Annotated in this window: 25 protein-coding genes and 4 tRNA genes; 14 read left to right on the forward strand and 15 right to left on the reverse strand. The window is 30.6% G+C overall.

Going from position 1 to position 22,188, the window contains the following annotated elements; genetic code table 11:
* Positions 1–13: 13 nt before the first annotated feature.
* From rpsP to lepB, 7 genes are read left to right on the forward strand one after another with little or no spacing between them, the layout of a single operon-like run.
* On the forward strand, positions 14–289 hold the full coding sequence (gene rpsP / locus XO11_RS03895; protein ID WP_014296278.1) for a 30S ribosomal protein S16: 276 nt from the start codon (positions 14–16) through the stop codon (positions 287–289).
* A gap of 19 nt (positions 290–308) precedes the next feature.
* Positions 309–539 (forward strand): KH domain-containing protein, encoded by a 231-nt coding sequence (locus XO11_RS03900; protein ID WP_014296279.1) that lies wholly within the window; start codon positions 309–311, stop codon positions 537–539.
* Positions 540–543: 4 nt separating this feature from the next.
* Positions 544–1,110: a ribosome maturation factor RimM gene (gene rimM, locus XO11_RS03905; protein ID WP_014296280.1), complete on the forward strand. Its 567-nt coding sequence runs from the start codon at positions 544–546 to the stop codon at positions 1,108–1,110.
* Positions 1,100–1,846 carry a tRNA (guanosine(37)-N1)-methyltransferase TrmD gene (gene trmD / locus XO11_RS03910; RefSeq protein ID WP_041638826.1) on the forward strand — a complete coding sequence of 249 codons (747 nt, stop codon included), beginning with the start codon at positions 1,100–1,102 and terminating at the stop codon, positions 1,844–1,846. The genes rimM and trmD overlap by 11 nt, the downstream gene beginning before the upstream one ends.
* Positions 1,836–2,399, forward strand: a complete 564-nt coding sequence (locus XO11_RS03915) for an RNA methyltransferase (RefSeq protein WP_014296282.1) — start codon at positions 1,836–1,838, stop codon at positions 2,397–2,399. The genes trmD and XO11_RS03915 overlap by 11 nt, the downstream gene beginning before the upstream one ends.
* A 30-nt stretch (positions 2,400–2,429) precedes the next feature.
* Positions 2,430–2,777: a 50S ribosomal protein L19 gene (gene rplS / locus XO11_RS03920; RefSeq protein WP_014296283.1), complete on the forward strand. Its 348-nt coding sequence runs from the start codon at positions 2,430–2,432 to the stop codon at positions 2,775–2,777.
* 2 nt (positions 2,778–2,779) lie between these two features.
* Positions 2,780–3,715, forward strand: a complete 936-nt coding sequence (lepB, locus tag XO11_RS03925) for a signal peptidase I (RefSeq protein WP_014296284.1) — start codon at positions 2,780–2,782, stop codon at positions 3,713–3,715.
* 33 nt (positions 3,716–3,748) lie between these two features.
* Here the strand turns inward: lepB and XO11_RS03930 are convergent.
* A tRNA-Ser gene (locus XO11_RS03930) sits at positions 3,749–3,837 on the reverse strand.
* Positions 3,838–3,872: 35 nt separating this feature from the next.
* On the opposite strand from XO11_RS03930, the gene rsmG reads away from it, so the two are divergent.
* Both rsmG and XO11_RS03940 read left to right on the forward strand, forming a co-directional pair.
* Positions 3,873–4,580 carry a 16S rRNA (guanine(527)-N(7))-methyltransferase RsmG gene (gene rsmG, locus XO11_RS03935; protein WP_014296285.1) on the forward strand — a complete coding sequence of 236 codons (708 nt, stop codon included), beginning with the start codon at positions 3,873–3,875 and terminating at the stop codon, positions 4,578–4,580.
* Positions 4,577–5,362: a biotin/lipoate A/B protein ligase family protein gene (locus tag XO11_RS03940; protein WP_014296286.1), complete on the forward strand. Its 786-nt coding sequence runs from the start codon at positions 4,577–4,579 to the stop codon at positions 5,360–5,362. The genes rsmG and XO11_RS03940 overlap by 4 nt, the downstream gene beginning before the upstream one ends.
* A gap of 32 nt (positions 5,363–5,394) precedes the next feature.
* Here XO11_RS03940 and XO11_RS03945 read toward each other — a convergent pair whose 3' ends face one another.
* Positions 5,395–7,353 carry a methyl-accepting chemotaxis protein gene (locus XO11_RS03945; protein ID WP_175418189.1) on the reverse strand — a complete coding sequence of 653 codons (1,959 nt, stop codon included), beginning with the start codon at positions 7,351–7,353 and terminating at the stop codon, positions 5,395–5,397.
* 200 nt (positions 7,354–7,553) lie between these two features.
* Here XO11_RS03945 and XO11_RS03950 point away from each other — a divergent pair, with 200 nt between their 5' ends.
* The 5 genes from XO11_RS03950 (at position 7,554) to XO11_RS03970 (ending at position 13,626) form a co-directional block, all read left to right on the forward strand.
* Entirely contained in the window at positions 7,554–8,831 is a 1,278-nt protein-coding gene (locus XO11_RS03950) for an SLC13 family permease (RefSeq protein WP_175418190.1), read from the forward strand.
* Between the two features lie 79 nt (positions 8,832–8,910).
* On the forward strand, positions 8,911–10,173 hold the full coding sequence (locus tag XO11_RS03955; RefSeq protein ID WP_175418191.1) for a sugar ABC transporter substrate-binding protein: 1,263 nt from the start codon (positions 8,911–8,913) through the stop codon (positions 10,171–10,173).
* Positions 10,174–10,386: 213 nt separating this feature from the next.
* Positions 10,387–11,076 (forward strand): carbohydrate ABC transporter permease, encoded by a 690-nt coding sequence (locus tag XO11_RS03960; RefSeq protein WP_254873296.1) that lies wholly within the window; start codon positions 10,387–10,389, stop codon positions 11,074–11,076.
* Positions 11,073–11,903 (forward strand): carbohydrate ABC transporter permease, encoded by an 831-nt coding sequence (locus tag XO11_RS03965; protein WP_014296291.1) that lies wholly within the window; start codon positions 11,073–11,075, stop codon positions 11,901–11,903. Before XO11_RS03960 ends, XO11_RS03965 begins: the two co-directional genes overlap by 4 nt.
* Before the next feature lie 25 nt (positions 11,904–11,928).
* On the forward strand, positions 11,929–13,626 hold the full coding sequence (locus XO11_RS03970) for an HD domain-containing phosphohydrolase (protein ID WP_175418192.1): 1,698 nt from the start codon (positions 11,929–11,931) through the stop codon (positions 13,624–13,626).
* 31 nt (positions 13,627–13,657) lie between these two features.
* On the opposite strand, the gene XO11_RS03975 is transcribed toward XO11_RS03970, so the two are convergent.
* The 13 genes from XO11_RS03975 to XO11_RS04035 all read right to left on the reverse strand — a co-directional run bounded on the left by XO11_RS03975 (position 13,658) and on the right by XO11_RS04035 (position 22,188).
* Positions 13,658–13,733, reverse strand: a tRNA-Phe gene (locus XO11_RS03975).
* 12 nt (positions 13,734–13,745) lie between these two features.
* Positions 13,746–13,821: transfer RNA gene (locus tag XO11_RS03980), tRNA-Val, on the reverse strand.
* A gap of 14 nt (positions 13,822–13,835) precedes the next feature.
* Positions 13,836–13,911 (reverse strand) — tRNA-Glu (locus tag XO11_RS03985).
* 72 nt (positions 13,912–13,983) lie between these two features.
* On the reverse strand, positions 13,984–14,589 hold the full coding sequence (rdgB, locus tag XO11_RS03990; RefSeq protein WP_014296293.1) for an RdgB/HAM1 family non-canonical purine NTP pyrophosphatase: 606 nt from the start codon (positions 14,587–14,589) through the stop codon (positions 13,984–13,986).
* A complete protein-coding gene (rpe, locus tag XO11_RS03995; RefSeq protein ID WP_175418193.1) occupies positions 14,586–15,245 on the reverse strand; it encodes a ribulose-phosphate 3-epimerase in 660 nt (219 codons plus the stop codon). Before rpe ends, rdgB begins: the two co-directional genes overlap by 4 nt.
* Entirely contained in the window at positions 15,236–16,138 is a 903-nt protein-coding gene (gene rsgA / locus XO11_RS04000) for a ribosome small subunit-dependent GTPase A (protein WP_075780417.1), read from the reverse strand. The genes rpe and rsgA overlap by 10 nt, the downstream gene beginning before the upstream one ends.
* Positions 16,135–16,647 carry a PASTA domain-containing protein gene (locus XO11_RS04005; protein ID WP_175418194.1) on the reverse strand — a complete coding sequence of 171 codons (513 nt, stop codon included), beginning with the start codon at positions 16,645–16,647 and terminating at the stop codon, positions 16,135–16,137. The genes rsgA and XO11_RS04005 overlap by 4 nt, the downstream gene beginning before the upstream one ends.
* Complete coding sequence (rlmN, locus tag XO11_RS04010) at positions 16,644–17,684, reverse strand: 23S rRNA (adenine(2503)-C(2))-methyltransferase RlmN (protein WP_175418195.1); 1,041 nt, start codon at positions 17,682–17,684, stop codon at positions 16,644–16,646. The genes XO11_RS04005 and rlmN overlap by 4 nt, the downstream gene beginning before the upstream one ends.
* A 17-nt stretch (positions 17,685–17,701) precedes the next feature.
* Complete coding sequence (locus XO11_RS04015) at positions 17,702–18,505, reverse strand: radical SAM protein (RefSeq protein ID WP_175418196.1); 804 nt, start codon at positions 18,503–18,505, stop codon at positions 17,702–17,704.
* Complete coding sequence (rnc, locus tag XO11_RS04020; RefSeq protein ID WP_175418197.1) at positions 18,502–19,224, reverse strand: ribonuclease III; 723 nt, start codon at positions 19,222–19,224, stop codon at positions 18,502–18,504. Before rnc ends, XO11_RS04015 begins: the two co-directional genes overlap by 4 nt.
* Positions 19,221–21,113, reverse strand: coding sequence for a transketolase (locus XO11_RS04025; protein ID WP_175418198.1), 1,893 nt, complete (start codon positions 21,111–21,113; stop codon positions 19,221–19,223). The genes rnc and XO11_RS04025 overlap by 4 nt, the downstream gene beginning before the upstream one ends.
* 18 nt (positions 21,114–21,131) lie before the next feature.
* The gene (locus XO11_RS04030; protein ID WP_014296301.1) at positions 21,132–21,353 is read right to left on the reverse strand and encodes a DUF2905 domain-containing protein; all 222 of its coding nucleotides are present in this window, start codon (positions 21,351–21,353) and stop codon (positions 21,132–21,134) included.
* Position 21,354: 1 nt separating this feature from the next.
* Complete coding sequence (locus tag XO11_RS04035; protein ID WP_156865395.1) at positions 21,355–22,188, reverse strand: regulatory iron-sulfur-containing complex subunit RicT; 834 nt, start codon at positions 22,186–22,188, stop codon at positions 21,355–21,357.

Consider the following 22,188-nt stretch of genomic DNA (forward strand, 5'->3'; position numbering starts at 1 on the left):
GTGTATTTTTAGCATGGTAAAGATAAGATTGAACAGGATGGGAAGAAGACATAGACCTTTTTACAGAATTGTAGTAGTTGATTCAAGGGAAAAAAGAAGTGGAAAGTATATTGAATCATTAGGATTTTATGATCCACTAAGAGAAAACGACACTTTCAAAGTTGATGTTGATAAAGCTGTAGAATGGATTTTAAAAGGTGCACAACCAACAGAAACAGCAAGATCAATATTATCAAAAGCTGGAGTAATGAAAAAGGTACACGAAATAAAATTTGAAAAGAAAGCTTAATGCCACAGGAGGCATATAAATGAAAGAATTATTAGAAACCATAATTAAAGGAATAGTAAAAAATCCTGACGCTGTTAAGATTACTGAATCAAAAAACGGTGATGAAATAATATTTGAAATACATACAGATCCAGCAGATGTTGGACAAATTATAGGTAAAGACGGAAGAACTATTAAATCAATAAATACATTATTAACAGCTGCTAAAAAGGACGAAAACACTAAATTCCTTTTAAAGGTAATCAGGTGATAAGATGAAGAGGTTAGAAGACCTCTTGAAGGATAGAATAGCTATTGGTGAAATATCCAATACTCATGGATTAGATGGAAGAATGAAATTATTTCCTCTATCAAATGAGGAAAGTTTGTTTGAAAATTTAACAGATGTATTATTATACAATCCTAAAACAAGAAAATTTCTGTATGCAAAGATAACCGAAATAAAAAAAGCAAATAAACTGTATATTATCAGGATTGCTGGTGTGGAAAATATAGCCAGCGCACAAAGATATAAGGATTTTGTAATATATATAAATAAAAACGAATTACCGGAATTAAATGATGATGAATTCTATTATTTTGAACTTCTTGGCAAGAATGTTTATTATGAAGATGGAGAATATATTGGAAAAATAAAGGATATTCTCGAAACAGGTGCCAATGAGGTTTTGATCATTGAAAATCAAATAAACAAATATGAAAAAGACGAAACCTTATATCCTTTATTAAAAGAAAATCTCATTTCTTTTAATAAAGAAAAAGATGATATTACAGTAAAGAGATTGGAATGGTATGAAGATGATACCGAAGATAGAGATTGATGTTGTTACTATCTTCCCTGATATGTTTAAAGCACTAACTGACTTTGGAGTTATTTCAAGGGCTATAAGGGATGAGATAGTACATTTCAAGGCACATAATTTAAGGGACTATACAAAAGATAAACATAAAGTAACTGATTTATATGCATATGGTGGCGGTCCTGGAATGGTAATGAAACCAGAACCATTCTTTGAATTTTACGATAAATACATCGAAGAAAAAGGAACAAAACCATATATCATTTTAACTTCACCGCAAGGAAAACATTTTGATACTGGTGATGCAGAAAGATTAGCACAAAAAAAGAATTTAGTGTTTTTTTGTGGAAGATATGAAGGTATTGATGAAAGAGTTATGAATATAGTTGATGAAGAACTTTCAATAGGCGATTTCGTCGTAACTGGTGGAGAGCTTCCAGCAATGTTGATGATTGATGCATTATTGCGTTTTGTACCGGGTGTTGTTGGGGATATAGAAAGCGTTAAGAATGATTCTTTCTACAATACTTTGCTCGATCATCCCCATTATACAAAACCCCGTAATTATAGAGGCATGGAAGTTCCCGAAGTTTTATTAAGCGGAAATCACAAAAAGATTGACGAATATAGAAAAAAGGAAAGTCTATTAAGAACAATTTTAAAAAGACCGGATTTATTTATAAAACATGACCTTGATGAATTTGAAAAAAGGGTTCTTGTTAATATAATCAGGGAGCTGATTTCTAATGAGAAATAATGTTTATGTAGCTTTAATTCATTATCCTATATTAGGACGTGAAGGCCAGATCATCTCAACAGCTATTACAAACCTTGATATCCACGATATAGCAAGGTCTTCAAGAACATATAATATTAAAAATTATTATGTAGTTTCAAACCTACCAGCTCAACAACAAATAGTAAAAAATGTTCTAAAATATTGGACAGAGGGTTTCGGAAAACAATATAATCCTAACAGACATGACGCTTTATCTATTGTAAAGCTAAAAGGATATCTCGAAGATGTAATAGAAGATATAGAAAAAATAGAAGGTAAAAAGCCAAAGCTTATATTTACTTCAGCAAAGATCAGAGAAAGAACAAAGAGTTTTAAAGAAATTAGTGAGATAATATTTAATAATGATGAACCGCATTTAATACTATTTGGAACTGGTTGGGGCATGCCAGAGGAAATCAGGTTAATTTGTGACTACGAACTTGAACCTATCAGGGGAAATGCAGAATTTAATCATTTATCTGTTAGAGCAGCTGTAGCTATAACCCTTGATAGATTATTTGGTGAAAAATAAGAATAAAAATATACTCAAGGAGGGTTTAACATGGATCAGTATATCAGAGCCATTGAAAAAGAATATATAAGAGAAGACATTCCAGAATTCAGACCAGGAGATACAGTAAGAGTTTATGTTAAAGTTGTTGAAGGCGGAAGAGAAAGAGTACAGGCTTATGAAGGCATTGTTATAAAAATCAAAGGTGGCGGAATGGGAAAAACATTCACTGTTAGAAGAATTGGAGCTAACGGTATAGGTGTTGAAAGAATATTCCCAATGCACTCACCAGCAATTGAAAAGATTCAGGTTGTAAGAAAAGGTAAAGTAAGAAGAGCAAAACTTTACTACTTAAGAAATATCAGAGGTAAGATTAAGATCAAGGAGAGAAGGGACTGATCTTGCCTAACGACGATTTAAAGAAAAAAATAAAAAAGGAAACCTATGAGTGGATTAATGCACTCATATATGCGGTAATATTCGGAACAATTATACGTTTATTTGTATTTGAAACAATGATGGTTCCAACTCCTTCTATGGTGCCTACCATAAAGGAGTTGGACCGTTTATTCATTGAAAAAATTACATATGATTATAAAGAACCTCAAAAAGGAGATATAATAGTTTTCTGGACACCTTTTGTTGATAAAAGTGCAGAAAAAAAACTTGGTCCATTTGATAAATTTATGGATTCATTTGCTCCAAAGGAATTTAATGGTCATGTAAAATATGTAAAAAGGCTTGTAGGTACTCCAGGAGATACATTAGAATTAATTCCTGATACTGAAATATGGGAAAAAATAAAAAATGATAAAGATTTTCAACTCCCATATTGGCTGGAAAAGATTATAAATTATTATGGCGGTGCCGACAAAGTTCCAAAAAGTGTAAAAGATTCAGTGGCAAGATTATATGTTAATGGAAAGATTCCAGAAGGATTTGAAAACAGATATTATTATATAGACGGTATTTTTGCTTCAAAGAATTATTATAAATATATGGCATATCCTGAAAGATATAGCAGCGATATATATCGTGAGTTCACTGAATTAAGAAAGCCTATGTTTGATCTTGGTGCTTTTAGATATTACAATAAAACGTTAGATTACACTGCATATTATGAAAAATATCTTGCAAAAATAGACTATAATAAATATTTCATTGAAGAAAACGGCCATGTTAAGATTATACTTCCAGAAGGATTCTATTTCTTTATGGGAGATAATACAACAGAAAGTTTTGATAGCAGATATTTTGGGATAGTACCAGGAAAAAATATCATTGGAAGACCTTTTTTAAGAATATGGCCATTAAGCAGATTTGGCTCCGTAAAATAAACCAAAAACCGCCCATTAAGGGCGGTTTATTATTGGCGGAGACGGTGGGACTCGAACCCACACGGGGCGTCAACCCCATCGGTTTTCAAGACCGACGCCTTAGCCAATTAGGCTACGTCTCCGAGAATTATTATACCACATCAGGAGGTATTAGTCAATGAATTTTATGTTGAGAGTTCTTGAAAAATATGAAATTTTCTTGAATGAAAATTCATATAAAAAGCTGGAATCCTTTATTGAGTTAATAATAAATTACCCCGTTAATCTTACAGCAATAAAAGATAAAGAAGAGGCTTCAAAACATTTGATAATTGATAGTATTTTTCCTTTTGAAAAATATTATCAATTAAAAGATAATATGAAAATGATTGATATTGGCACAGGTGGTGGCATCCCTGGAATTCCTTTAAGCATTATATATAACAATGTTGATTTTACTTTGCTCGATAGCATTGAAAAGAAAATAAATGCCGTGAAATATTTTATAAAAACTCTCAATATCAATAATGCAAATTCTGTTAATTCTCGTGTAGAGTTATTTTCCAAAGAACATAGAGAAGAATATGATTATGCAACTGCCAAGGCTGTTTCAAGAAGCGATATACTTCTTGAGTATGCAGCGCCTCTTTTAAAGATAGGTGGAATGTTATTCCTATATAAAGGTCCAACATATATTACTGAAGAAAAAAAATATCTTGAAATTGCAGCAGAAAAAATAGGATTTAAAATAGAAAAAGAAATTAATTATCAATTGTTTGATAAGGAAAGATACTTTATCATATTGAAAAAAGAAATAGAGACGCCTAAAAAATATCCACGAAAAGTTGGTATGGCTGTAAGAAAACCTTTGGGAGGTATTTTATGATCAGGCTTATTATTGATACTTATCATATGGGTTCCTGGAATATGGCTTGTGATTTAGCTATTGCAAAACACGTTGGCAAAAAAGTACAGCCAACAACTATTAGACTATACAGCTGGAATTTAGCAACGCTTTCAATTGGAAGGTTTCAAAAAATAGAAGATATTGACATTGACTATTTAAAGAAAAAATATATCGATCTTGTTAGAAGACCCACCGGAGGACGTGCTGTTTTGCATCACAAAGAAATAACCTATCTCTTTGCGGCAAATATAGATCATCCCAAATTGCCAAAAAGCGTTGTGGGTAGTTATAAAGTAATAGCCGAGGCATTAATTAAAAGTATGGAAGAATTAGGAATAAAATGCGATATGGAAAAGAATAAGAATAATCATAACAACACTCCTGCATGTTATGATGCACCATCTATTTATGAAATTACCGTAGATAAAAAGAAATTCATTGGAAGTGCTCAATATAGAAATGAAAGTTATGTATTGCAACATGGTTCAATTCCACAAATCTTTCCTTTAAGGGATTATGTTAATCTATTTAAAATGCCTGAAGATAAAAAGGAAAAACTTTATAAACATCTTGAAAAAAGGGTTATTGATATTAATACGCTTATTGGAAGAACTGTAGATTGCGAAGAAATGGCAAATGCATTCAAAAAAGGGTTTGAAGACGTTTTTGAAGAAGAAGTTGTACTTGGAGAGTTATCTCCTTCTGAGATTGAATTAACCAAAAAACTCGTTGATAAGTTCGAAATTAATTTAGATGATTAAAGGCGCGGTGAAATTCACCGCGCCTTTAATTTTTATATTTTAAATTTCTTTATGTTTTCTTTTAATGCTTCTGAATGCTGTTTTAATTCCTGAGAGACTGAATTTAATACCTTTGCATCATCTTTTTGTTCAAGTGAGAATCTTGTTATTTCACTTATTTTATTGGATATTTCAAGTATTGTTTTCATACTTTTATCCATTGCTGCAGCCATTTCTTCTGTTGATGCACTTTGCTCTTCAGAACTTGCTGTTAAGCTTTCAACTCTTTGATTAATTATTTCGATTTTTTCAAGTATTACATCAAAGTTTTCATTAACTTTTTGAGTTCCAGATTCTATTTGATTTATTATATCTACTGTTTTTAATGTGGCTCCATTAACATCCTTTACCCCATTTTGTACATGAGATAATATCTGGGCTATCTCTTCAGTTGCTTTTTTACTTTCTTCAGCTAATTTTCTAATTTCATCAGCAACAACAGCAAAACCTTTTCCTGCTTCTCCTGCCCTTGCAGCTTCAATTGCTGCATTTAATGCCAACAGGTTTGTTTGCTCTGTTATTGTATTAATTGTTTCTACAATTTCACCTATATTCTCCGCTAATTTCAACAGTTCTTCAACCTTATTTTCTGTAACTTTTGACTGATTTACAGCTTCTTCTATAATTTCTGCTATTTCTTTTAAGCTCTTTGTGCCTTCTTCTGCATTTTGTATTGTCTCACTGGCAATTGCTGATAACTCCTGAGCATTTTCTGATACCATTTGTGCAGAAGATGCTATCTCTTCAACACCAGAGGTTATTTCTTCCATTGCTGAAGCTACATCATTTGTATTTTTTTCTATTTCTGCTGATTCATCATGGAAAAATACAGCATTTTTCTCTGTTTTTTGTGCAACTTCTATTAATTTCCCTGAAGAGCTATCAAGCTCATATCCTGTTTCAATTACTGTTTTTAGCATACTTTTAAAGTTATCCATCATCTGTTCCAATCTTTTAAATACATGGCTCATTTCATCTTTACCATGATCAATTAATTCTACTGTTAAATCGCCTTCAGACATTCTTTCAAGGCCTTCAATGAGATGATTTATTCTCTTAAGAAGTGCTTTTGTAATTATATATGCAAATATAATTACAAGAATGAAAGTAATAAAAATAGTTAATATTATAGTTCCTCTTATTTTAGAATTTAATGTATCTATTTTTCTTGTATCTACTAATACACTTAAAACACCTATTAAATTACCATTTGGTTCCCTTAAAGGTAATACTAAATATGAAATTCCTTTTTTATCGCTATGTATTAATTCATATTTTTTATCACCAATTTCATTGAATATCGGTAGAATTTTATCCTTATTAAGCGTAAATTCATCACTTGTTGTTGCATATAACCCATCTTTTGTATAAACTGCCATATCTGTTGTTAGCATCTTTTTAAATAAATCCAATGATTCTTTTGAAAATGGAATTCCAGTTTGAACAACACCTATAACATTTCCATTATCCATTATTGGTACAAAAGTTCTTAATCCAAATCCACTTTTTCCAAAATCAAATCCATAGTTTGCTTTTCCCTGTAATGCCAGTTTTACACCTACAACTTCACTTTTGTTATCTCCAAATTTTCCAGGATGATGTCCTCTATAAAATACCACTCCATTTTTATCCTCAACTTCAAGAACCTTTATTCCAATAGGTTTCAGAGTTTCAAATGCTGTTACTAGAATTTCTTTTGCCTTTTCTCTATCTTCGTTTTTTAGTGCTTCTTTTAATTCAATATCCAGTGCATATTTCTTTGCAATATCCGATAATTGTTCAAATTCATTTTGAAAAAACCTTGAAACTGAACTTTCAATGAGTTCATAACGTGATTGGGAATTAAAATGCATTACTTTCTTATTTCCATTTAATACAACAAGAAAAAGCGCAAGAATAGGTAAAAGACCAATAATCAAAAAATAAAGTAGATATCTATGAAACATCTTCATGGCAACATCCTCCTTTTATTTATATAGAATATAAATATGAAATACATATAAATTATACTATTTTTTTCTCTATTTTACAAATATTCGTATATCTAACTATTTTAATTTTTAAATTCACCTCCCCTTGACTTAGTGTTAATATTTTCCTATAATTTAATTATGGAAAAATTAATCCAACTCACAAAATTAGGGGGAATTTTATGCTACCAAAAGTTATTGCTTTGATTATTTTCTTTTTTACTTACTATCTAATTATCTTTGGAAAGGGAAATAAAGCTGTTGTTGCATTTAGTATGGGATTATTAATTTCACTTGTAAAGGTTTCTGATACTCTCAGGGTTTCAAATGCCGGTGATTTTATCGATTTTAACACTCTGGGAATTTTGCTTGGAATGATGATTATTGTGGGAATTTTAAAAACAACAGGTTTGTTTCAGGCTATCGCTATATACATCGTCAAAAAATCCAACGGAAATGTTATTTCTATCTTTATTTTTACAATGCTTGCAGTTGCTATACTTTCAAGTTTTCTTGATAACGTAACGACTTTAATTCTTTTTTCTCCTGTAATTATTTATATCTGTCAGGAAATTGAAGTTAAACCAGAAACCTTTCTCTTTCCTATGATATTTTCTGCAAATATTGGCGGTACAGCCACAATGATAGGTGACCCACCAAATATCCTCGTAGGAAGCGCTTCAGGAAAAAGCTTTCTGGAATTTTTAATTGTAATGTCCATTCCTTCTTTTATTGTTCTCTTTTTATCTATAATATACTTTTTGAATATTCATAAAGAACTTAAAGATGTTGAAAAAAGCAAACTGGATAATCTTATGAAAGCAGATCCTAATAAGGCTATTGTAAATTATCCTCTTTTAAAGAAAGGTTTAATCGTTTTTGCTCTGGTAATTGTTGGATTCTTTATACATGAATATCTCGATTACGAAGCAGCCTTAATTGCTTTAACCGGCGGTGCAATTATGTTATTAATATCAAAAATGGACTTTGACGAAATATCGCATGAAATAGAATGGGATACGTTGTTTTTCTTTGTTGGATTATTTGCCATTGTAAAGGCCTTAGAAGATGTTCATGTTATAGAGGATATAACGAATCTAATATATAACTTTATTTCACATCCATATTTATTGCTCTTAATAGTATTATGGAGTTCCGGATTTTTGGCAGCATTTATGGGGGCAGTTCCTATTGTGACAATATTTATTCCTATAATCCGTTCTTTAATTGGTACATTTCCACATAGTGAATTGTTATGGTGGGCATTGGCATTAGGAGCAAGTTTTGGAGGGAATGGAACTATTAGTGGTGCAGCTTCAAATATGGTTATTGTTGGAATGATTGAAAGTAACTTTGATAGAAAGATTAAGTTTTTCGATTTTATGAAAATTGGAATGAAGATTGCTGTCTTTGGACTTTTAATTTCCTCATTATATCTATACATTTTAATGAATTTATAGTTTTTAGATTTTGTTATAATTTTTGTAAAGTTATGGTATAATATTAGTGAAACTAATTTTACATAAAGGGGGAGTTTTGATGAAAAAGTTGTTTTTGGTATTGGTATTATTAATTACTTCCGTTTTTTTAATTGCTGAAGATACCGTTGTTTTAAATTTAATCGAAGCATTTTCAAGTCCTTGGAGAACACCCACTCTAAATAAAATTATAGAAATGTTTGAAACATTAAATCCTGGTGTAAAAATTAACGTAATATCCCCACCATATGAAACTGCTTATCAGAAAATTAATTTAATGGTAAGTACAGAACAGCCACTTGATATTGTTGAAATAGGCGACTGGAATTTAAGTACTCTTGCTGCAATGGGCAAATTGGAAGATTTAACTCCATATATCAATGAATGGCCTGAGAAAGGTGATTTAATAGATGGTGTTTTAAAAGCAGCAAGCATATATAAAAATACCCCTTATCTATTACCTCATGGTATTTATGTAAAAACTTTATTCTATAGACCAGATATACTTAAAAAATACGGTTTTAACACTTATCCAAAAACTATGCAAGAAATGTATGATATGGCAAAAAAATTGACAGAAGCTTCAAAGAATCAATATGGTTTTGATTTTAGGGGTAAAGGATACCCAACATCATTTATAGATCTTGTGGTTACATCATTCTTTGATGATATTGATCCAGATAATATGTATCTGACAAAAAGTGGAAAAATTATTTTTGAAGATCCAAGAGCTATTGAAGGTTTGAATTTCTATGTAAGTTTATATAAGGATACAGCTCCTAAAGATGCTATTAACTGGGGTTGGGATGAACAAGTTAATTCATTTGTTTCAGGTATCACTCCATTATTGTTCCAGGATCCAGATACAACAGGTATGCTCAACGAAATGTTAAAACCTGGACAATATAAAACAGCTCCACTACCTGTTGGAAAATATGGAAAAGCTTATCCTACATTTGGTTTTGTTGGTTGGGGAATTCCAACATATTCCAAACATAAGGATTTAGCTTGGAAATTTATAAAATTTGTAAGTTCCGCAGAGATGAACGGATACTGGAGCAAGAGTTATGGTGCATTACCAATATTAAAATCAGTATATAAATATGATTCTTACTTCAGTTCAGATGTATTTGAAGGCTGGACAGAAATGTTTAAAGATTCTGAACATTATCAATTTACACAATACCCACTTGATAACGAAAGCTGGGGAAAATGGAATGAATATCAGGAAAAAACTATGCAACAGGTATTGCTTGGAAAATTATCAGTTGTTAGATGTTTAAAAATGTGGACAGATTTCTGGAAAAAGGCTGGTTTAAAATAATTTAAATATGACGGTGATTATATGAAAAGACATAGTAAAAGATTTATTATTCTTATGTTGTTGCCAACAATTACTTTAATTTCATTTATAATTCTTTACCCCACTATAAGTGGGGTTTTGCTTTCTTTTAAAAATTATTCTCTTTTTAATTTTGGAAATATTCAATGGGTTGGTTTTGAAAATTATCGGGAAATATTTTCCGATTTCTTTTATATGGACATAGTGATAAATACCATAAAATGGATTTTCTTTTCTGTATTCTTTCAATTGATCTTTGGCTTTATACTGGCACTTTTAATGAAAGAACCATTTAAAGGTAGAGGAATATACGCCGGACTTGTATTTTACCCATGGGCTATCTCTGGATTTGCAATAGGTTTAATATGGTCATGGCTTCTTAATGGACAGTTTGGTGTAATAAACGATATTTTAATTAGAACCGGCATTCTTGAAGAAGGGCTTAATTTTCTTTCTGATCCGTCACTTGCAATGTTTTCTGTTATATTAGTAAATGTATGGTATGGAATACCCTTTTTTGCAATTATGCTACTTGCAGCTTTACAATCAATCCCACAATCTTTATATGAAGCTGCTGAAATTGATGGAGCTGGTTATTTTTCAAAACTTTTTCATATTACAATTCCATATATAAAACCAACTATTGTAAATACCGTGTTATTGAGAATAATATGGGTTATGAATTTTCCGGATGTTATTTACGGTATGACAAGAGGAGGACCTGCTGGAAGTACGGAAATCCTTTCTGTAAAAATGATTAATGTAGTATTTTATGAATCAAATTACAGCAAAGCTGCTGCACATGGAGTAATTATCGTTCTCGTATTATTCATATATACAATGATGTACCTAAAATTAACCTCTAAAAAGGAGTTTAGCCTATGAAAAAGAAAAAGCAGGTTAAGATTTTACGATTTATATTGTTATTACTGTTTGCTATTTTTGCATTATTTCCACTATACTGGATTATTTTAACCTCTTTTAAACCTGTTAGTGAATTATATACATTTCCAATAAAATACTGGACAAATAATCCATCATTGTATGGATATAAAAAGTTATTTCAATTTGTTAATTTCAAACAGTATTTTTCAAATAGCATTATTGTTGCATTGGCTGCATCTTCCATTTCAACTGTTTTTGCCATGCTGAGCGGATATATACTTTCAAGAAAGGAATTTAAATTTAGAAATGCAATAACCTTATTTTTATTCTTTTCGCAAATGATACCAACATATCTGATTATGGTTCCTCAATATGTTATGTTTTCCAATCTTCATTTGATTAATAAATTAATTAGTATAACAATTGTATATAGTGGTTTTGGTGCAGCATTTAGTACAATTATGGCAAAAGGTTTTTTTGACAGAATTCCAAAAAGCCTCGAAGAAGCTGCTTTAATTGATGGATGCAATGAAATAGAAGCTTTATTTAAAATAACAATTCCTTTAATGTTGCCAGGATTATCTGCTATTTTAAGCTTTTCTTTTGTAAATAACTGGAATGAATTATTTACTGCTGTTATGTTTTTAAATACATCGGATAAATATACTGTTCCAGTTGGTTTATATTCTATTGTTTCAAAAGCAGGCGTTCAATGGAATGTATTGGCAGCAGGGATAGTTATTGCGCTTTTGCCAACTATTATCGTTTTTGCTGTTGCTCAAAAATATATTATAGCCGGATTAACTCAGGGAGGATTAAAAGATTGAAATATTTACACCTTAAATAAAGAAGGTGATAGTTATTTTACAATTAGACGTTTTAAAAAACGCTTTAAACATATATTCAAGATCATTATTTTCTAATAATGAAATATATATTGGTTTTGCTTTAAGACTTGAAAATCATAATTATTTAAATATATTTACATACAATAATTTAAAAAAATTCTACTTTAAACAATCAGAAGATATTGTGTTTAAAATACCGGAAAAAATATTTGACTCTTTTTTTGAGAAGAAAGAGTCAAATTTCAGGATTTCTTATTCAAATGAATTTTCATTTTTAATAAATGATCAGCTTAATGAATTCTATTTGAAATTATATGGATTACCTTCAAAAGAAAAAAATTATGGATTTTTATATATTATTTCAAAAGAAAAATTTTCTTTCGATGAAGAAAAAAAGAATATTTTTAGAAAGTTTATTTCTGTTTTTGAAAATAATGTGGATACAATTTATTTTGATAAATACAGCAAATATTCTATAAATGCTTTTGTAAAGAATTATCTCACAATTTTAAGAAACCATTCCAGAATAATTTATGAACATTCTTTAAGAGTTTCTGATCTTTCAAGTATAATAGCTTCATTACTTAATCTTGATGAAGAAAGTATTTTTAAACTTCAAATTGCATCATTAATTCACGACATTGGATATATCTGGGTTTCACAAAAAGCAATTTCTGAATATATTAAAGATCCCAGTACTGATAATAATTTAATAGGAATACATTTAAATAGATTAGAAGAAATGTTTTTAGGCAATGTATTAATGACACCATATGTAAATATTGCTATAAATCATCATGAGAGACTTGATGGAAAAGGATATTTTGGAAAGAGTAACCTTTCAATAGAAGATAACATTCTTATTATTTCAAATTATATAGACGAACAGATTGTTTTAACAGAAAATGAAGACATAACTTTTGTTATTAAAGATATAGAGAAAAAAGCTGGAAAAATTTTTAATAAAGATGTTGTAAATGTTGCTGCAGAAGCAATAAAGATTTATTATACGGAATTTCATACTGAATCATTTAGTGATCTAATCTTAAAATCAAAAACACTTAATCTCTTTTATGAGGCACCCGGTGGAGAAGTTATAGAATTTTCCGGAATAATAGAAAAAAAATTTGGAGATATTATTCATATTAATTCAAAAACATTTGACGAAATATCAAAAGATAGTATATTAAAATTAAAGATTACCACAAAGGATTTCCCGGAATATGCAAAAGCACGAGTAATTTTAAAAACTCCATATGGTTATGTTTTAAAAATTATAGAAACAAAAATAAGTAAAAAATCAAAATTAAAGGTTTTCTGGGGATTTGATTTTTATATAGGATTTAAAAACGATATAACTCCTCTTTTAAAGGAAAAGTTAACTCCTGTTATGAAAAATATTTTAAAATCAAAATTTAAAAGAGCAAAATGCAAGATTTTTGGAGCAGAAGGGATTATTTTCACTATTAATAGTGAAAATGATGTATTCAAGGTTGGAGATGTTGTGATATTTCACATAACAGAATTTGGCGAAAGTTTATATATTCCGGCAACTTTAATAGAAAAAAAGACCGGGTTACATTGCAATGAATATACTTCGAAATTTTTTGAATTACCTGAAAGAATGCAGGCTGCAATTTATAGACTTATATTCAGGAGACAAGCTTCTATACGTTCAATTGGCGGGTTTCATGAAGAATAAAAAAATCCCCGAACTTAGTTCGGGGATTTTTTGGTGGCCAGGGACAGAATCGAACTGTCGACACCTGGATTTTCAGTCCAGTGCTCTACCAACTGAGCTACCTGGCCACTATTTAAAAATGGTGGGTGCTGCAGGGATCGAACCTACGACCTTCTGCTTGTAAGGCAGACGCTCTCCCAGCTGAGCTAAGCACCCACTCATGTTTTATCTGGCGCCCCCAACGGGATTTGAACCCGTGTCTTTGGCGTGAAAGGCCAATGTCCTAGGCCGCTAGACGATGGGGGCAATCTCTTTCACAACCGAGTATATAATACCAAAAATATCAAAAAAAGTCAAGAAAACAATAAGTTAAAAAGTTTAAGAGTTCTTTTCTATTGTTGTAATATTATTCAATATCCTAAATAACTTTTCAAATGCTCTTTTTCTATGACTTATTTTATTCTTTACTTCCTGTCCCAATTCTCCAAAGGATATTGTATAACCATCTGGAATAAATATTGGATCGTATCCAAATCCTTCCTTTCCTGAAATGGAATAACCAATCTTACCTTTTACCTCTCCTTCAACAGAGAATAACAGATTCTTTTTTGGATCATAATATGTAGCAACACAAACAAATCGTGCTGTTCTTCTTTCGTATGGAACGTTATTTAATTTTTTTAGTATATATTTCATTTTTTCATTATAGCTTTTCCCTTCCATAAACCTTGCAGAATATATGCCAGGAAATCCATTTAATATATCTATTTCCAATCCCGAATCATCAGCAATTACCGGCATTCTTAAAAGTGTTGCTGCCTCTATTGCTTTTTTTATTGAATTTTCTATAAAGGTTTTTCCGTCTTCATTAACAGAAAAACCCTTTATTATTTCAAAAATTCCTCTTAACTCAATATTTTTTGGCTTTATCTCATTTATTTCTTTTACTTTATGTTTATTTCCAGTGGCAAGATATATCGTCATTCTCCCAAACCAACCTTCTTCAATTCTTCTGCTGCTTTTGCAGAATCTTCCTGATGAAACACTCCAGCACCAACAACAAATTCTCTAACTCCTGCAAGATATAAGTCTCTTATATTTTTCAATCCAACACCACCATCAACCTCTATGGTAACATTAAGGTTCTTTTCATCTATCATAGATTTTAATTTTCTTATTTTCTCTAAAGATGAAGAAATAAACTTCTGCCCTGTAAAACCTGGATTTACACTCATTATAAGTACTCTATCTAAATATGGCAATATTTCTTCGAGGAGAAATACAGGAGTATGTGGGTTTAATGAAACACCTGCATCACAACCCAATTCTTTTATTTTTGATACTGTTCTATGTAAATGTGTTGTTGCTTCATAATGTACGGTAATACCATGAACTCCCATTTTCGCATAATCTTCAATATATCTATCTGGATCCACTATCATTAAATGTGCATCAAGATATAGATCTGTTACTTTTTTTACTGCTTTAACGATAGGGGTTCCAAAGGATATATTAGGAACAAACATTCCATCCATAACATCAATATGAATACCATCAACATTGTTTTCTACTTTTTTTATTTCCTCTCCCAATTTTAAAAAATCAGCAGCTAATATTGAAGGGTATATCTTCATTTCCATCTTTTCCTCCTTATTCTTCTGTTATATTCTTCCACTTCGTTATATATTTTCAAATAATTTTTGTATCTTATTTCAGAGATTTCTCCATTTTTAACAGCATCTTTTACACCGCAATTTGGTTCATTTATATGAACACAGTCATTAAAACCACAATACATTGAATGTTCATCAAATTCTATAAAGAATTCTTTTAGTTTTTCCGGTTCAAAATCATATACTTCAAGTGCTGCAAAACCCGGAGTATCAGCAACAAATCCTCCAAAATCAAAGCTTAACAGTTCTGTATATGTAGTTGTGTGTTTTCCGCGTTGAAGTTTTTCTGAAATCTCTCCAACTCTCAATTGTAATCCTGGATTTATAGCATTTAATAATGAGGATTTTCCAACTCCAGACATTCCTGCAAATGTAGAAACCTTATCTTTTAAATATTCTTTTATTTCATCTATACCTATATTCTTTTTTGCACTTGCAAGAACTACAGGATATAATGGTGAATATATTTTCATAAATTCATCTATTTCGTTTTGTTCAAGCAGATCTACTTTATTTAATACAATAACACAATCAAGATTATTTTTTTCAACCTGTACAAGAAACTTATCTATTATCAAATAATCAACTTTTGGGCTTTTTAAACAGGTTACCAATATTGTTTGATCAACATTTGCTATTTTAGGTCTATACAGCATATTTTTTCTTGGCAATATATTCTCTATTTTTGCACCGCCAACCCCATCAATTGAGTATTCAACATAATCCCCTACAATAGGTTTTATTTTTTGAAGTTTGAATTTTCCCCTTAAATATGCTGTTATCTTTTCATTTGTTTCAAGATCTAAAAGTTCCAATGTATTGGAATGAAATCGAGTCACTATTCCTTTTTTTATTTTCACTTATTCACCTCCGAAGATGCTACCTTTAAAATTATCGTATCGCCTTCCATTACAGGTGTATTTGGTTTCGGCGTCATATCAATTACCGTCTCAATTTTTTCGTCTGGATAATAAATTTTAATAATCTTATATTTTAATTTATATTCAGTCAAAAATTCTTCGGCAACCTCAACAGGAATTCCTATTAAATCAGGTACTTTTAATTTTTCAATACGCCCTAATTGAATAAATACATGTCTTCCTTTTTTCACTTTTGTATTGGCAGGAGGATCCGTATATAATACACTATCTCCAACACCTTTTACAATTGGAATAAGTCCTTTTTCCTTTAAAGCATTTATAGCAGTTTCTCTATCTTCACCCTTTAACGAAGGTATGCTCACATATGTATTTGTATTGACAAAAGCAAATATTAACAGGAAAAATATTGTTCCACCTGTTATTAATCCGAGAATAAAAAGTATTAAATTTTTTATACCTTTTTTTATATATCTAAAGACATTTTTCATTTTAATTTAATACCCTTTTTTCTCATTTTTAATTGACCGCATGCGGCGTCAATATCTGTTCCCTTTTCAATTCTTAGTGTTGCCTCTATACCATTTTCCTTGAGTTTTTTCACAAAATTTGTAAGGAATTTTTTTGAAGGCCTTTCAAACCCTGCCGGATTTGGATTAATCGGAATTATATTTACCATTACCTTTAACCCTTTTAATATTTCTGCAAGTTTTATCGCGTCTTCTTCTGTATCGTTAAATCCTTTTATTGCTATATATTCTATAGTTACTCTATTTTTCGTCTTTTCCTGATATACCTTAGCTGCCTGTAATACCTGTTCTATAGGATATTTTGAATTAATTGGCATAATCTGATCTCGCTGGTAATTTGACACCGCATGCAGAGATATTGAAAGTCTTATATCAAGCTCAAAATCTGCAAGTTCTTCTATTTTATCAGCAATTCCTGCTGTTGATATAGTGATATGTCTTGCACCAAGATTTTTCATTTTTTTATTATTCCAATTTCTAATGGCTTTTATTACATTATCATAATTTAATAATGGTTCTCCCATACCCATTAAAACTATATTGTTTATATTCACATTTTCTAATTTTTCTATTGCAAGTACCTGAGCTATAATTTCACCTGTGGATAGATCTCTTTCAAATCCACTTGCTCCAGTTGAACAGAATTTACATTTTAATGCACAACCAACCTGTGAGGATATACATGCTGACACCCTGTTAGGATAAAAAAGTAAAACAGATTCAATTGTTCTGCCATCTTCCAATTTCCATAGGAATTTTGTTGTTTTATCCTTTTTAGATCTCTGTATATCTACAGGTTCTGGAATGTATATATAAAAATAATCGTCCAATTGCTTTCTCATTTCTTTAGAAAGATTTGTCATTTCATAGAAATCAAAAACATGTTTTTTAAATATCCAATCTAATACCTGATCCACTCTAAACTTTTGCAAATTTATCTTTTTAAATTCTTCTATTAATTCCTCATAACTATAGTCTAAAATATTCTTCTTCACCATTTCATACTCCTCCTATTTTAAAATACGCAGCATTCATAGCTCCATGTAATTTCAAAGTTCTCTTCCTGTGCAATTTTTATGGTATTATGAACAGGTTGCACTATTTTGTCAGCAATATATAGCAATTTTTCCTGTAATTCTCTTCTGTACCTCCCTTTCGGATGCATACACCCTAAGGTTAATTTAATTCCCGAAAATTTTTCTTTAGCATACTCAAAGATTTTAATTACTTTTTCTATTTCTGGCGGTTCTCTATCTTCAAAATATGATCCCGGAGTTGGTATAAAAACAAGGAATACTATATCCGAAACATCATATTTTGATAATCTATCTATAGCTTCAATTTCATGTGTTGTTTTACCGCCGTTAAGACCTATTGTTATATGTGGTTTTACGTTAAATTTCATATTTATAAGATTGTCAAATGTCTCCCACATATCTTCAAATTTATCAACACCATATACTTCCAACATCGTTTCAGCATTTCCAACAAGGTCAAAGGATATTGCATCGCTAATTTCTTTTATTTTTTCCAATTCTTTTTTATCCATAAATCCCGTATGTAAATTATATTTAAATCCATATTTTTCTTTGTATTCCTTTAATTTTTCTACGAAATTATACACAGGCACCTTTATCTCTGAATTCATTCCTCCACTTAATAATAAAGATGTCATATTTGAAAAATTATCTATTTCGTTAATTGTTGCCATATGTTCTAAATAATGCTTATTGCAATGTTTACAATTAAGATAACAATAATTTCCTGTGAGGGATATTGACTTTGTATTCTGCATTTTTACAAAATGTATCTTTTTCATTCCTGGTCTCCTTTAAATCTTTCACATGCTTCTTTAGCAGCAAGTTGTTCAGCAACCTTTTTAGATTTTCCAATCCCCTTGCCATATACCTTGCCGTTTATCTTAACCTCAACAACAAATGTTCTATTGTGGGGTGGGCCATCCTGTCTCACAAGATCATATTCTGGCCTTATTTTTAAATCTTTTTGGGTTAATTCCTGCAATCTTGTTTTATAATCAAGAAAGAGTTTCCCCTCAATTGACTGTTGAATATATTCGTTTAGGTTCTTTAATGCAAATTCCTTTGCTTTTTCAAAACCCAATGAAAGATATATCGCAGCAATTATAGCCTCAAATAGGTCTGAAACAATGGAATGTTTTTCTCTTCCACCAAACTTTGCCTCATTTTTGCTGAGTAATATATAATCGCCAAGGTTAAGTTTCTTAGCTGCTTCAAAAAGGATTAATTCACTCCCTACTGTGGCTCTAACTCTTGCCATATCTCCTTCATTGAGATTGTAATTTTTGAATAAATGCTCCGCTATTATGAGATTTAATACAGAATCCCCAAGGAATTCCATTCTTTCATTTGAATTAATATCTCTCCCTCTTGATTTATAATCATTAGCATAAGAAGAATGACAAAGAGCCTCGAATAGAAGCTCTTCGTCTATATTTTCAATACCAATTATCTTTTTTACCGCTTTTACTGTCCTTTTTTCATGATCATTAATTATCATTTATTTATTTTCTCCTTTACAATTTCATAAAGGGAGTCTTCGTCTAATTTAAAGATCTTGAATAATAATGCATTGCTTCCTGATGGTGAATAATCATCTACACCTAATACCTCTATACCAGCTGGTTTTATTCCATTTTCCACTACAGATTTTGAAAATTCTACAAATAATCCGTTATGTTTATTATGGTCTTCGTAGATTATTACTTCTGTATTTTCAATATATTCTTTTATTTTTGCTGCATCAAATTCAAGAGGTGCTGATACGTTTATTACTGTAATCTTTATTCCTTCTTCTTTTAATTTATCTGCTACATTAACAGCCTTATGTGCAACGCTTCCGTGAGTTAATATTGTTACTTTTTCACCTTTTCTTAAGATATCCATTTTACCATATTCAAATGTATAGCCTTCACCAAAGAATGGTTCTCCAGCTTCATTTAAGATTACAGGAATTTTTGATCTACCCATTGCAATTACTACATTACCAAGTGTTGAAGCTGCATATCTTACAGCTTTATCTGTTTGGTTAGGATCAGCTGGAACGATTAATTTTGTATCAAAGAAACTTCTTACTATACCTACATAATTAATTTCATGATGTGTTTTTCCATCTTCACCTATATCAATACCACAGTGAGTTACTGCTGTTTTTAAGTTTGTATGGTTTATATCGTTTAATCTCTGTTGGTTAAATGTTTCATCAAGGCCAAATACACCAAAGTCTACAAAGAATGGAACTACTCCACAAACTGACATTGCACCTGCAATTGTTGCTGCGTTATGTTCCTGAATACCTATTTGAACATAGTTTTCTGGTGCAACCTTTTCAAACTTTTCAAGTTTTACTGATGGTTTTAAATCACAATCTACTGCAACAACAGGTACTTTACCTTTATTTGCTTTTGCAAGATCTGCTATTGCATTACCAAAGGCTCCTCTGTTATCAATCTTATCTTCTTTTGTATAAACAATAGGTGTTCCAGGTTCTGCTACTACTGTATTATCTTCAAATTCTAATTTTTCTCTAATTAATGGTAATTTGCTTCTCATTTCTTTATATTTTTCTATATCATTTTCAACACCAAGTTCTTTTAATGCTTTTTCAAGAGCATCTTCTTTTAATGGTGCTCCATGATATTCATGTCTGTTTTCCATAAAGGAAACGCCTTTACCAATTATTGTTTTGGCAATAATTACTGTTGGACCGAGTTTATAATTTTTTGCTTCTTCAATAGCATTTAATATCTGCTCAAAATCATGCCCATCAACTTCCAATACTTTCCAACCGTCAGCTTCATATTCCTTTGCAATATCAACAAATAATACGTCTCTTGCTCTTCCAGAGATCTGTATATCGTTATAATCAACCAATACTGTAAGATTGCTTAATTTTTCCTTTACAGCCGTTCTTCTTGCTTCTGCTATCTGCCCCTTTGGTGATTCACCATCACTGTGTAATACAAATACTCTATAATCTGCACCTGTTATCTTTGATGCTAAAGCCATACCTACTCCTGCAGATAATCCCTGTCCAAGGTTTCCTGTTGTCCATTCTACTCCAGGGATACCTCTTGTTATATGGCCTTCAAATATTGAACCTGGATGTCTGAACCCTGCTAATACATCATCTGGATTAAAGAATCCAAGTCTTGCAAGTGCTGAATATACACCTGGTGATGTATGACCGTGACTGATTACAACTCTATCTCTTTTTGGATCATATGGATTTTCTGGATCTATATTTGCAACGTTAAATACGCTTAAATATAGATCTATAGAGGACATTGAACCTCCTGGATGTCCTGATTTTGCAACTGTTGTCATTTTCAAAATATCTGCTCTACATATTTTTGCAAGTTCTTTTAATTCTTTCAATGATTTTTTCATCTTATCTTCCTCCTTAACTTATTTTAATCTCCTTATCAGGATAAATATTATATTTAATACTGCACTTATAACCAACATTGTAGTTATGGGAAAATAAAATACAAAATTTTCTTTTTTTATGATAATATCCCCGGGCAAATGCCCTAATTTTATACCAGATTTTCCAATAACAATAATTATAATACCTATAACTATAAGCAATATACCCATTTCAATAAATATATTGCCAATTATTTTCATTTTATTCCTCCGTATTGCAGTTTTTCTTAAAATAATCAAATGGAAGTTTTACCATTACCGGCTGATTATTTTCAATAATCTGGAGGGTTACCTGTTTCAAGAATATATTTACTGTAATTACCCTTGCAGGAACATTGTCATATTCAATTGTTGTTCCTTCATTAGGAATACATTTTAATGATTCTTCATAAAAATCATTTTCATATGCAAGACAGCACATTAATCTTCCGCATCGTCCGGAAATTTTTGCTGTGTTTATTAACATCTGCTGGGTCTTTGCCATTTCCATTTTTATTGAATCGAATTTCCTTAAAAACCTCGAACAACATGTCATTTGACCACATAAACCCATTGATCCAACCATTTTTACTTCATCTCTTATACCTATCTGCCTTAACTCTATCCTTGCCCTAAATTCCTTTGCAAGTTCTTTTACCAATTCTCTAAAATCCACTCTCGTATCTGAACCAAAATATACAATTACTTTTGAACGGTCAAATATATATCTCGCAGATAATACCCTCATTGGGAGCTGCAATTCTTTTACCTTTATTTCAGTAACCTCTTTTACCTTTCTTGCAAGTTTTTTATTTTCTTCATATATTTCCATATCTTCATCATTTAATTTTCTTAAAATAGTGGTAACTTCATATCCAATTTCTTCAAAGGTTAATTCTTTAGGACCTAAAATTACCTTTCCAACATCAAGCCCCATTGAAGTATTTACCAATACTAAATCACCTATTTTTATATCTTCTCCGTTACTTGCATAATATAAAATAGGTGATAATTTTGTTATTTCAACCCCATATACTAAAGCCTTTAAATTTATCAT

It is taken from the genome of Marinitoga sp. 1138 (genome assembly GCF_013363265.1).
Taxonomy (GTDB): Bacteria; Thermotogota; Thermotogae; order Petrotogales; family Petrotogaceae; genus Marinitoga; species Marinitoga piezophila.